This is a genomic window from Phytoamicus setariae (assembly GCF_016722925.1).
Lineage (GTDB): Bacteria > Pseudomonadota > Alphaproteobacteria > Rhizobiales > Rhizobiaceae > Rhizobium_E > Rhizobium_E setariae.
This window is the reverse complement of the sequence record NZ_JAEQNC010000002.1, coordinates 214,788-227,353: the sequence shown is the minus strand read 5'-3', so window position 1 is coordinate 227,353 and position 12,566 is coordinate 214,788. Positions and strand designations below refer to the sequence as shown.

At 60.8% G+C, this 12,566-nt stretch carries 10 protein-coding genes; 2 read left to right on the top strand and 8 right to left on the bottom strand.

Annotated elements, in window-relative coordinates:
* Positions 1–27 precede the first annotated feature (27 nt).
* On the top strand, positions 28–447 hold the full coding sequence (locus JJB09_RS03765; RefSeq protein ID WP_246748568.1) for a hypothetical protein: 420 nt from the start codon (positions 28–30) through the stop codon (positions 445–447).
* 96 nt (positions 448–543) lie between these two features.
* On the opposite strand, the gene cydB is transcribed toward JJB09_RS03765, so the two are convergent.
* The 8 genes from cydB to JJB09_RS03730 all read right to left on the bottom strand — a co-directional run bounded on the left by cydB (position 544) and on the right by JJB09_RS03730 (position 11,251).
* Positions 544–1,548 (bottom strand): cytochrome d ubiquinol oxidase subunit II, encoded by a 1,005-nt coding sequence (gene cydB / locus JJB09_RS03760; RefSeq protein WP_201653326.1) that lies wholly within the window; start codon positions 1,546–1,548, stop codon positions 544–546.
* Positions 1,538–2,944, bottom strand: a complete 1,407-nt coding sequence (locus JJB09_RS03755) for a cytochrome ubiquinol oxidase subunit I (RefSeq protein WP_201653323.1) — start codon at positions 2,942–2,944, stop codon at positions 1,538–1,540. Before JJB09_RS03755 ends, cydB begins: the two co-directional genes overlap by 11 nt.
* A 128-nt stretch (positions 2,945–3,072) precedes the next feature.
* Complete coding sequence (locus JJB09_RS03750) at positions 3,073–6,423, bottom strand: error-prone DNA polymerase (protein WP_201653320.1); 3,351 nt, start codon at positions 6,421–6,423, stop codon at positions 3,073–3,075.
* Entirely contained in the window at positions 6,420–7,985 is a 1,566-nt protein-coding gene (locus JJB09_RS03745) for a DNA polymerase Y family protein (RefSeq protein WP_246748588.1), read from the bottom strand. The genes JJB09_RS03750 and JJB09_RS03745 overlap by 4 nt, the downstream gene beginning before the upstream one ends.
* Positions 7,870–8,808 carry an ImuA family protein gene (locus JJB09_RS26565; protein ID WP_246748567.1) on the bottom strand — a complete coding sequence of 313 codons (939 nt, stop codon included), beginning with the start codon at positions 8,806–8,808 and terminating at the stop codon, positions 7,870–7,872. The genes JJB09_RS03745 and JJB09_RS26565 overlap by 116 nt, the downstream gene beginning before the upstream one ends.
* 191 nt (positions 8,809–8,999) lie before the next feature.
* Entirely contained in the window at positions 9,000–9,899 is a 900-nt protein-coding gene (locus tag JJB09_RS03740; protein ID WP_201653315.1) for an NAD(P)-dependent oxidoreductase, read from the bottom strand.
* A 134-nt stretch (positions 9,900–10,033) separates the two neighbouring features.
* Positions 10,034–10,549: an MgtC/SapB family protein gene (locus JJB09_RS03735; RefSeq protein WP_201654156.1), complete on the bottom strand. Its 516-nt coding sequence runs from the start codon at positions 10,547–10,549 to the stop codon at positions 10,034–10,036.
* Positions 10,550–10,600: 51 nt separating this feature from the next.
* Entirely contained in the window at positions 10,601–11,251 is a 651-nt protein-coding gene (locus JJB09_RS03730; RefSeq protein WP_201653312.1) for a class II aldolase/adducin family protein, read from the bottom strand.
* Between the two features lie 298 nt (positions 11,252–11,549).
* On the opposite strand from JJB09_RS03730, the gene JJB09_RS03725 reads away from it, so the two are divergent.
* Positions 11,550–12,551: a calcium-binding protein gene (locus JJB09_RS03725; RefSeq protein ID WP_201653309.1), complete on the top strand. Its 1,002-nt coding sequence runs from the start codon at positions 11,550–11,552 to the stop codon at positions 12,549–12,551.
* The last annotated feature ends 15 nt before the right edge of the window (positions 12,552–12,566 follow it).

The following is a 12,566-nucleotide window of genomic DNA, read 5'->3' as shown; positions in this document are numbered from 1 at the left end:
CTCCGCGTGGTTAACAGGAGTTCTACCATGCACAATGTCGAAACACAGGTTCACCCAGAGCATGGCGGCAAGACTGGTTTTACCGTCGAATTTGTTGGCGATACGGGCGAAATCGTCTCAGTGTTCTTGCGTCAGGACGACGAGAGCAATCTCAATCGCCTGAACGCCATCGACAAGGCGCGCGCCTTGCTGGCACAAATGGGTTCGTTCGATGACAGCGCGTTCATCGATGCCGCATCGATCAGTTCTACGGACCACATGCGCAGTGCCCGCAGCGTAGGCGACACCTATACTATGGAAGAACAACTGGACGAGGGACTGGAAGGTTCGTTCCCCGCCAGCGATCCTGTTTCCATCACCGTCAGTACAATCTCGGGTGGGCACAAGCCAGACGAACAGCACAAAGCCATCGAACAGAAAACAGATGTCACCCCAGGAAAAGCTTGATCACCAGGCCGACCACACTGACGACGGCAACGCCGAACAGCCATAAACCGACAAACCAAAGAAGGCGCTTCACCGCGCCTTTTTCCGTCTCAACCATTAGTGATATCCCTCCTCCGGATCGACTTTCCCCCGGAAGACCCAATAGGAATAGCCGGTATAGGCCAGGATCAACGGCAGCAGAACGACCGCACCGACCAACAGGAAGGCAAGGCTCGATTCCGGTGCAGCGGCATCCCAGATCGTCAGCGACGTCGGCACGATATAGGGATAGAAGGATATGCCGATCCCCACATAACCCAAAACGAAAAGACCGAGCGCGGCCAGAAACGGCCGGCTGTCCCTATGGTTTTTGAGCCCGGTGAGCAGCAGCGCGAAACAGGCCGCGCAGAGCAACGGCACGACAATCGAGAAAATTGCCGTCGGCCAACCGAACCATCGTTGCAGATAGATCGGCTCGAGAAATGGCGTCCAAAGGCTGAAGATCGCCATGGCGGCAAGCGTGGCAATCGTCGTGACATAGGAAATCCGCCGCGCCTGTTCGCAGAGTTCTCCCGTGGTCTTCATCACCAGCCAGGTCGAGCCCAACAGGGCATAACCGACGACGAGCGCCACGCCTGTGGCGATCGAGAATGGCGTCAACCAATCCCACCAACCGCCCGCATAGGCACGGTTGACGACCGGAATGCCTTGAACCAGCGCCCCGAGTGCCACCCCTTGGGCAAATGCGGCCATGGTGGAGCCGCCGGCAAAAGCCCAATTCCAGAAGTTTTCCCATCGCCTCGTCCGCCAACGGTACTCGAACGCCACGCCCCGGAAGATGAGGCCCACCAGCATGGCGATGATCGGTGCGTAAAGGGCGGGCAGGATGGTGGCGTAAGCGAGCGGAAACACTGCCATCAACCCGCCGCCGCCCAGCACCAGCCATGTCTCGTTGCCGTCCCAGACAGGGGCGACCGAGTTCATCATGACATCGCGGTCCTGTTTTTCCGGAAAGAGCGGAAAGAGGATGCCGACACCGAGATCGAAACCATCAAGGATGACATAGGCGAGCACGGCAAAGGCAATGATCGCCGCCCAGATGAAGGCAAGATCAATGGCCATGGGACTTCTCCTGCTGGGCCAGACCGGGATTGATGCCTGCCGTGCGCAGCGGGCCATCGACGAGTTCCGGCATAGGGTCACGCGGCAGACGCGCCATCAGCCTGAGTATGTAGAATACGCCGGCGCCGAAGACGAAGAAATAGACTGTTATGAAGGCGATCAGCGACGACGCCACCGCCGGCGCCGAGATCGGCGAGACGGAATCGATCGTCAGCAACTCGCCATAGACGGTGTACGGCTGACGGCCGACCTCGGTGGTGACCCAGCCCGCGAGCACGGCGACAAAGCCCATTGGCCCCATGATCAAGGCAGCGCAATGGAACCAGGTGTTGTGCGTGAACGATCCCTTCCACCGACAATAAAGACTGAAGAGCCCGAGGCCGAGCATGGCAAAGCCGAGCCCGACCATGATCCGGAACGACCAGAAGACGATGAAGACCGGCGGCCGGCGATCGACCGGCACCGTATCGAGGCCATTCAGAGGCGCATTCAGGTCGTGCTTGAGGATCAGGCTCGAAAGCTTGGGAATCTGGATGGCATAGTCGATGCGGTTCTCTTTCTCGTTGGGAATGCCGAACAGGATCAGCGGCGCGCCGTCCGGGTGGCTTTCATAGTGGCCTTCCATCGCCATGATCTTCACCGGCTGGTGCTCCAGTGTATTGAGGCCGTGCTCGTCACCGGCAAAAATCTGGATCGGCGCCACGATTGTCACCATCCACATCGCCATCGACAGCATCTTGCGTGCCCGAACAGGCGCGGTGCGGCGGATCAGATGGAAGGCGCCGACCGCGCCCACCACCAGCGCGGTGGTGAGGTAGGCCGCCAGCACCATATGCACCAGCCGATAGGGAAAGGACGGATTGAAGATGATCGCCCACCAGTCGACGGGGATGAACTGGCCATTGGCATGTTTGGCAAAGCCTACGGGCGTCTGCATCCAGGAATTGGCCGAGAGGATCCAGGTCGCCGATATCAGCGTGCCGATGGCCACCATCAGGGTGGCAAAGAAGTGCAGGCCGGGACCGACGCGGTTCCTGCCGAACAGCATCACCCCGAGAAAGCCGGCCTCGAGGAAGAAGGCGGTCATCACCTCATAGCCCATCAGCGGCCCGATGATCGGCCCGACCTTGTCGGAAAAGACGCTCCAGTTGGTGCCGAACTGATAGGACATGACGATGCCGGACACGACACCCATGCCGAAGGCGACGGCGAAGATCGTCTTCCAGAAGTCGAAGAGTTCGAGATAAACGCGTTCTTTCGTCCACAGCCAGAGGCCTTCGAGCACGGCAAGATAGCTTGCAAGCCCGATCGAGAACGCGGGAAAGACGATGTGGAACGACACCGTGAAGGCGAACTGGAAACGCGCCAGGAGTGTTGCGTCGAGACTGTCGAGCATGAATAAGCGTCCTGCGGCTACAAGGTTGTAGCATATTTTGTATTGCGTGATCTAGGCTGGACCCGCACCCCCCAACTGTCAACGACCACGATGTCGCTGTGTCCGGTGGTCGCAGCCTGATATCGGCTTCAATGGAAGTTGCGTCCCCCGGGCATGACGTTGGCGGCGCTCTCCACCTGGCGGCGCAGATCCTCCTTGAGTTCCGGCATTTCCTTGAAGAGCGCGAGCGCGGCGCCACCTGGCTTCGGCCTCAGGCGGTGCTCCTGTACCGGCCGCCGGACCTCATCGACATTGGCGAGCGCATCGATCATGCGGCCTTCTTCGGCGAGCTTGCCGAGGTATTCGGTCAGGTTCTCGACATGCTCGGCAACCACATGGGTAACGCCGTCCGCTTTCTGCACGCGTCCACGAATGCCCACCAGCCGCGAGCCCATGACGACAGGGCGATAGACGCCGAAGACCTTAGGCCAGACGATGGCATTGGCGATACCGGTCTCGTCCTCGATCGTCATGAAGATTACCCCCTTGGCAGAGCCAGGCCGCTGCCGGACGAGGACGAGGCCGGCGACCGTGACTCTCCTGCCATTGGCAATATTTTCCAGCTCCGCGGTCGGCACGATGCCGAGTGCCGAGAAATCCCGGCGCAGAAACGATACCGGATGCGCCTTGAGCGAATGCGACATCGTCCTGTAATCGTGAATGACTTGCTCGCCTTCCGGCATGACAGGCAGATTGACCTCGGCCTCGTGTTCAAGGAGATCGTCACCGGAGTTCTCAAACAGCGGCAGACGCTCGGCGGCACTCTTCTCGTCGAGCGCGCGCACCGCCCAGAGCGCTGTGCGTCGGTCAAGACCAATCGAACGAAAGGCATCGGCATCGGCCAACCGTTCGATGGCTGAGCGGGAAAGCCCCGAACGCAGCCAGAGATCGCGCACCGAACGGTAGCCCTCGCCACGGCACTCCACCAGCCGCCTCGCATCCTCTTCCGAAAAGCCTTTGATCCTGTGAAAACCAAGCCGCACGGCCTTGCGTGTCCGGATCACGCCGATCATTTCTCGATGATGGGGATGGATTCGTCCGGGATCGAAGGTGCCGTCCTCCAGATCCGAGTACCAGGTGGAATGGTTGATATCAGGCTCGAAGATCTCCACGCCGTGTTCGCGCGCGTCGCGGATCAATTGCGAGGGCGCATAAAACCCCATCGGCTGGGAATTGAGGATGGCCGCACAGAAGACGTCGGGATAGCGGGCCTTCAACCAGCAGGAGGCATAGACGAGCAGTGCAAAAGAGGCGGCATGACTTTCCGGAAAACCATACTCGCCAAAACCCTCGATCTGCTTGAAGCACCGTTCGGCGAAATCCGCCTCGTAGCCGCGCGCCACCATGCCATCGACCATCTTCTTCTGGAACGTATGGATCGTGCCCACGCGTCGGAATGTCGCCATGGCGCGACGCAACCGGTCGGCCTCGCCGGGCTCGAAACCCGCCGCAACGATGGCGATCTTCATCGCCTGCTCCTGGAAGAGCGGCACGCCGAGCGTCCGGCCTAGCACTGCCTCCAGTTCCTTGCTGGGATACTTCACCTCTTCCTTGCCCTGCCGCCGACGGAGATAGGGATGGACCATATCGCCCTGGATCGGACCGGGACGGACGATCGCCACCTCGATCACAAGGTCGTAGAAAGTTCGCGGCCTGAGGCGCGGCAGCATGCTCATCTGCGCCCGGCTTTCGATCTGGAAGACGCCCAGTGTATCGGCCCGGCAGATCATGTCGTAAACCTCGTAACGTTCCTTGGGTATCTTGGCGAGGCTCAGTTCCCCGCTGTTGTAATGACGTTCGAACAGTTTGAAGGCCCTGGCGATACAGGTGAGCATGCCGAGCGCCAGGACATCAATCTTGAGGATGCCAAGCGCATCAAGATCGTCCTTGTCCCACTCCACCTGCGAGCGCCCCTCCATTGCCGTCGGCATGACAGGCACCACCTCGTCAAGCCGGTCGCGGGTGATGACGAAGCCACCGACATGCTGGGAGAGGTGTCGGGGAAAGCCCATCAGGATGGCGGAATAATCGAGCACCCGCCGGGTCGTCGGGTCGGCGACATCGAGGCCGGCGGCCCTGGCTTCCCTTTCATCGAGGGCAGACGCCGACCAGCCCCAGACCGCGCCCGACAGCGCCGACTGCTGGTCTTCCGACAGCCCGAAGGCCTTGGCGGTCTCGCGTCCTGCCGAACGCGCCCGATAGGTGATCACGGTCGCGGCAATGCCGGCACGATGCCTGCCGTATTTCTCATAGATATACTGGATCACCTCCTCACGCCGCTCGTGCTCGAAATCGACATCGATATCGGGCGGCTCGCGGCGCTCGGGCGAGATGAAGCGTTCGAAGAGAAGATCGGTAAGTATGGGGTCGACCTCGGTGATGCCTATACAAAAGCAGACCGTGGAATTGGCCGCCGAGCCCCGGCCTTGGCAAAGGATCTTCCGAGAACGGGCAAAGCGGACAATATCATAAACCGTGAGGAAATAGGGTTCGTATTCCAGTTTGCGGATCAGCTTGAGTTCATAGTCGATCTGCCCCCGGACCTTGTCCGGGATGCCGTCGGGATAGCGCCGTGCGGCCCCTTCCCAGGCAAGGCGCCTGAGGGATTCGACCTCCGTTTCGCCGGGCACCGCCTCGTCGGGATATTGGTAACTGAGTTCCTCCAGCGAAAATGTCAGCCGCTCGAAAAACCGGCAGGCATTCTTCACCGCCTCCGGATAACGGCGGAAAAGCCTCGCCATTTCCCCAGCGCTTTTCAGATGTCGTTCGGCGTGGGCCGCAAGCCTCATCCCCGCCTTCTGCACCGGCACATGCTCACGGATCGCCGTCACCAGATCGGCCATCGGCTTGCGCGCCGCCTCGTGCATGAGGACGTCGTTGGTGGCAAGCAGCGGCAAGCCGATCTCGGCTGCAATGGCAGCAAAGAAATCGAACGTTCGTCTGTCGTGGCCGTCATAACGCGGCACGAGCGCGAGATAGACCTGGTTCGGAAACCGCGTCTTCAGCCGGTTCAGGAGATTGGGCAACCCCTCGGCGTTCGTCTGTGGCTCGGCCATAACGACAAGCAAAATCCCCTCGCCCCATTCCATAAGATCGGCCTCGTAAATCTCGCAGGTGCCCTTTTTGTTGGCGCGAAGATTGCCCTGGCTGAGCAGCCGGCAGAGACGTCCCCAGGCCGGACGGTCGGTGGGATAGGCAAGAATGTCGGGCGTCTCGTCAGCAAACACCAGCCGCGCGCCGGGATGATAGGGAAGCCTCGCCTCCTTGGCCGCGAGATGGACCCGTACCGTGCCCGCCACCGTATTGCGGTCGGCGATGCCGATGCCCATCAACCCCAATCGCTTGGCGGCAACCGCCAGTTCCTCGGGATGCGAAGCCCCCTCGAGAAAGGAAAAGTTGCTGCGGATGCCGATCTCCGCAAATTGCGGTCCGTCACTCATGCAAACACTCCCTGGATGAACCAGCGCGGCGGTGCCGGGTCACGCTCGTAAAGCCCTTCGCGATAGAGCCAGTAGCGCCGTCCCTCCTCATCCTCGATGCGGAAATAGTCGCGCGCGGGCGCCGTCTCGCCATCGATCCACCATTCCGGCGAAATCCGCTCCGGCCCCTCGGCACGCACCACCCGGAAGGACACTCGCCGCCAGCGAAACGAACGCGGCGGACCATCGGGCACTTCCGCCATCGTCTCGACCGGCTCGGGATGGCTAAAGAGCCGGAGCGGTCGCACAGCTCCGCCTCGATAGACGGACGCATTGCCGTCACCTTGCATGGCATCGCTCACCGGCATCAGCCGCCCGGCCCGCTCCGGCACATGGCTCTGGAACAGCACCGGCACGGTCAGAATCTCCGAACCGAACCGCGCCGACATCTGGTCGATGAAGTCCAACAGCGTGTCGTCCTTGAGGTTTCGCCCCTGCAGGTCGGCTTGCGTCTCCGCGAAAGGGGCCGCGCTCAGGACGTTGAGGCGCAGTGTCTCGAATCCGTAACCGGCATCGAAATCGTCATAGATCGCCGACAGCCGCGCCCGGAAAAGTGCGACGATGCGGGCGGGATCACGGACCGGCATGGCCGTGCCCGCGCGAATGGAAAGGACCTTGCCGTCAACGCGAAAAAGCAGCAATTCGAAGAGCTTGCCGCCCTCGCCGCGCGCCTCGAACGGAGCCTTCAACCCCTCGCCCAGCTTGCCGAGCAGGAGCAGGATATTGTCCTCGTCGATGATCGGTTCGCTCAATCGGCGTTCGGTCGACAATGCCGCCACCGGCCGGCGTGGCGAGATCGCCTCCTCCTCGAGGCCCAATGCCTGGTCGAGGCGCAGCATCAATACGGAACCGAAGCGGCGAGCGAGCGGTGCGCGCGGCTGGCCAAGCAGATCCCCCACCTGCTTGAGGCCTGATTTCACCAAGAGCTCAACCGTTTCCTCCGGCAGCCGCAGCGCGCGCACGGGCAGGCGGATGAGCGCCTCCTCCGCTCCATCAGGCTCGACGACGCCGGGAGGGCCGAAGCGTGAGACGGCCGACGACAGGCCCGGCGCGGACGAAATCGCACCGCGCACGGCAATCCCCATATGGAAAAGTCGTGAGACGATGTCGTCAAACAGTGCCTTTTCACCACCGAAAAGGTGCGCCGAGCCGGAAATGTCGAGAAACAGCCCCCCATCGCCGTCAAACGCCACGAGCGGCGTGTAACGGTCGCACCAGTCGGCGATCGCCTCAAGAAATGCCCGGTCGGCGGCCGAATCGGCCTCGACAACATCGACATCGGGGATCATGGCGCGGGCTTCCGTCACCCCTTGACCAGCTCTCAGGCCGACATGGCGTGCCTCCTCGTCGAGCGCGACAAGCCGGACGGCATTGCGGACATGGCCGGCACAGACGATGGGTGGATGGTCAGGACGCCCGCGGGAACGCCAGGACTGACCCCAGCGCTTGCGCGCGATCCGGTCGGTGGCGAGGAAGGGAAAGTAGAGCGACAGAACCCTCTGTGTGGTGGCCGGCTGGAACAACGATCCGGTCGCGGTCGATTTCGTGAAAGAGGCGGTCATCGGCGTTCCATTCGAGGTAAAAGTCCGGCGGGGACGGGTTACGGCTTTTTTCGATCGTGACGTGGAAGACAGGATTGCCCATGCCCTCGGGATAGAACCGCCCGCCGGGCAGGCGTTCAGGGGCAGCCGGCGCCGGGCCGACGACAAAGCGCGCCGCGGCGTTGGAGGCTTCCTCCTCCCCCCGCTCGCGCAGCAGAAACAGCGGGCGCCGATGCGCCTTGGCGCGCAGGTTGAGGCGGCGGCTTTCCGTCAGTCCGAATTTGGGCGGATTACCATAGATCTCCAGAATGACCGCCGCGAAGGAATTCACCGCAAGTGCTGCCTCGGCGATCATCAGCGCATCCTTCAGATGCCTGGGCCGGGCATGAAGCATGGAGGATGGCGGCACACCATGACGAGCCAGCCCCGGACCGTAGAGGCGCCCGCTTTCAGACGTCCCCATGGGATCGGCGATCCAGAGAAGCCGCGGTTGAGATCCGTCTCCACCGACCTGCCCGAGCGCCAGCCCGCACAAGGCCAGGGCAAAACCGCTCGCCGCGCCGTTGTCGGCGGTCGCTGCCGAGCGAATCTCGTTGAGTGCGGCACGCGCCACGCCGCCACCGAGCGCCAGATCGAAACCGGCAGCGCCCGAGGCAATGACACCATCCCCGGGGTTTGCACCCGCGCTTTGCCAGCCGTCCTGCCGGCCGGCGATCGCCAGCGGCGATGGATTTCCGCTCTCCAGCCGATCGATTTCCGTGCGCAGGGCAGACAGCGCCTCGTGCGCCAAAGCAGCCTGTGCCATGACGTTCATCCTTCATTTTGTTCTTGTTATGTTCTATTAAACGCCCGAAGTGGGGTGGGAGTCAACAGGAGTCTGCCGCTCTGCCGAAATCACTTTCAGCGAATGGTTACCGATCGGAAATCAGGGAATTTGCGCGATGACCAACCGGACGGCACGCCGCAAACGGCAAGAATCGTACGGCAGAACTCCGCCTACCCCTCGCCCGCAGGCCTACCCGCATGCAAAAGCGCCTGCCGGGTCAGAACGAAGAAATCGCTGTCGCCTTCGCCGGCATTATAGGCCAGTTCATATTGCTGGCGGATCTGGGCGGCGAGCGGCAGCGGGCAATGGACATCGCGCCCGACCGACAGGAGGAGATCAAGATCCTTCATCATCTGCCTGACTTTGACATCGGGCGAATAATCGCCATTCACCATCGTTTCCGTCTTTGCCGTCAGCAGCGGCGAAGCGACCGGGCTCGCGTTCAGGACCTCCAGCATCGTCTCCGTCCCGACCCCGCCCTTGCGGCAGAAGGCAACGGCTTCGGCCACAACAGCCGACATCGCCCCCTCCATCGCGTTGAGCGCAAGTTTCATGTAGCGGGACTCGTCCTCCTTGCCGACCACCAGCTGACGGGCCGCAAAGGTGGCGAACAAGGGCTGGAGCCGTTCGCAATCCAGTGGTGCGCCGGAAACGATGACCGTCATTTGCCCCGCTTGCGCGCGCTCGCGCGAGCCGCAGGCCGGAGCACGGACATAGGCCACACCACGGGTTGCGAGCATATCGGCCACCAACTCCGAAGCTTCGGGCGATACAGTGCTCGTGTCGACAAAGATGTGGCCGTAGCGCAGGCATTCGAGCAACCCGCCGGATCCCATGACGATATCCAACAGGGCCTTGTCGTCGCCCACATGCGAAATGATAATTTCCGCCTCTGCCGCAAGGCCGCTGAGCGTCGCAACCGACTTCATGTCACGCTTGCCGGCGTTTGCGACATCATCGCCCCCGACCAGAGCCGTGACATCATAGCCAGCCGCCCTGAGCCGGTTGCAAATCGACGTTCCGATCTCGCAGAACCCAATCCAGCCGATCGTCGGCGCTTCATCTGTCATATTCCAACCCTTGAATATCGGACTGCATCCACAGACATACGCCGCAGCGATCGATATGGATCCGCCACCGCATGATGGCAGAAAGCCTTCCGCCTTGGAGGCAAAAACGCATTCAATGTTGAGATTCTATTAACTCACTTGTCCGGGCCTGGCTCGTCGGCGTCCAAATCGACCGGAGATCCATTTGTGTTGCCCCCCAGAAAACCCACGATCAACAAAACCAAAAAGCCACCCACGACGGCAAAAAGCGCAATCGGCCACAGCCCGAAACCGGTCGCCAGCCCAACAGCTCCGGAAAGCCAGAGGCTGGCGCCGGTGGTCAGCCCGTGAACCTCGCCGCGACTGAGAACGATCGTGCCGGCGGCGAGAAAGGCCACTCCGGCAGTGACTGCCTCCACCACGCGCAGCGGATCGATTTTCACCTGAGAGTCGGAAAGCCCGGCCAGATGCACGCTTTCGATCGAAATCACGGCAAAAACGGCGGCAGCCAGCGTCACCATAATATGCGTCTTCAGCCCGGCGGGCCTGTTTTTCGCTTCCCGCTCGAACCCGATCAGCGCTCCGAACAGGATCGCGCCGATAAAGCGGGCGACGATGACGGGATAGGGTGTCTGGCTGGATGGGAAGATATCGGCATATATTTCCTGCATGGCGAACGTAACGCGATCGCCAGACAATTGTTCCCTGACTGCCCGCAGGCCCTACGCTTCCTGTAAGCCGTAGCCCGCAAAACTTTCGAGCGTTTCGGCGATCTGTTCGGATGTGAGGATAACGGGGCCGCCAATCAGGAGCGAGTGGTAGTATTGATTGGCGATGGTTTCGAGCTCCACGGCACGCCACATCGCCTTCTTGAGGGTCGAGCCTACCGCCAGCATCCCGTGATTGGCCATCAGGCAGCCGTTGCGCCCCTGCAGCGCCACAAGCACATGTTCGGAAAGCGCCTTGGTGCCGTAACGCGCATAATCGGCGACACGGATGTCGTCGCCGCCGAATGCGGCAATCATGTAGTGGCAAGCCGGGATCGGCTTGCGGGCGATGGCGAGAATGGTCGAGTATGGCGCGTGCGTATGAATGACGCTACCGACATCGGGGCGCGCCTTCATGATGTCGAGATGGAATCGCCATTCGGTGGAGGGCTTCTTCGGGCCCTCCCAGGCGCCGTATTCGCCGTCGATCGGCATCGCGCAGATCATGTCCGGCGTCATTTCCTGATAGGGAATGGAAGACGGCGTGATCAGCATCGTATCGCCGTGGCGCACGCTGATATTGCCGGCATTGCCCTGGTTCAAGCCGGAACTGTTCATCAGCAGGCAGTGCTCGATAATCGAACGGCGGATATCCAACTCTGTCATGGCAGGCTCCTCAGCAAATCCCGGTTCGCAACTGTCCTTACAAGCTGTCGCGGAGCTGTTCCAACTGTTCTTTTTCGCAGGAGATGAAAACAGCAGGGAACCATGCGAAGCTCGCAACGTTCGAAGACAGACCCCGAACGAAGATGAATGCAGGATTAACGGCATTTTCAGCCTGCATTAAGCACAAACGCTTCATAGAACGCATCATGGGCAAGTTTTGAGCGCCGTGATTTGACCACCATGACGCGGTAGCACGGCCACGTGGGCAGTTTCATACGGACGAGGAAAGGACAGACAGATGGTCAAGACCTATAAAGGCACCAATGGACCAGATACCGTCAACCAGAAGAACGATAGCAACCACAACTGGTTCAACATCTACACCTATGGCGGTGCCGACCAGATAACCCTCCGGCTGAACCAGACCTATGTCGAGGCCGGAAGTGGCAACGACGTCGTCAAGAGCAATATCGAATACCAGAACGACATCTATTTGCAGAACGGCGACGACACCTATACCGGCAATGGCTTTACCACTTACGGCAATCGGTACGACCGCGTCTATGGTGGTGCAGGCAACGACACGTTCAACATCTCGACCAGCGTCAGCAAATATTATGGCGACGGTGACAACGATACGTTCAACTCCGTCGGTTATTCCAATTACATCAATGGCGGCAAGGGCAGCGACACGGTGAGCTACCTGCGTCAGGACAACGATTCATTCCTGCGCGGGCGCGGCGTCAGCATCGACCTCGATGACGAGACTGCCTTCACAGGCGCGAACCGCGTGGAAGTGCTGCTGAACATCGAACATGCCAAGGGCACGTCCTACGCCGATGACGTTCTCGGCGACGGCGGCAACAACAAGCTGTGGGGCATGGATGGAAATGATTACCTCAAGGGACGTGACGGCAAGGACACGCTTTATGGCGGCAACGGCAAGGATGATCTGCACGGCGGCAACAATGCCGACAAACTGATCGGCGGCAAGGGTTGCGACTTCCTGTGGGGCGACAGCGGTGCCGATACGTTCATCTTCCAGTCCGCCAAGGATTCGGTGAATGGTTCGCAACGCGATGTGATCAAGGATTTCAGCCGTTCGGATGGCGACCTGGTCGATGTCTCCGCCATTGCCGACTTCACCTTCATCGGCAACAGCGCCTTCTCTGGCACCGAGCCTGAACTCCGCTTCGCCAACAACATCATCTATGGCGATGTCGACGGTGACGGCAAAGCCGACTTCCAGATCAAGGTCGCCGGCGTCTCAACGATGCACAATAGCGATTTCATTCTATAAATCACAGTTCCCTGC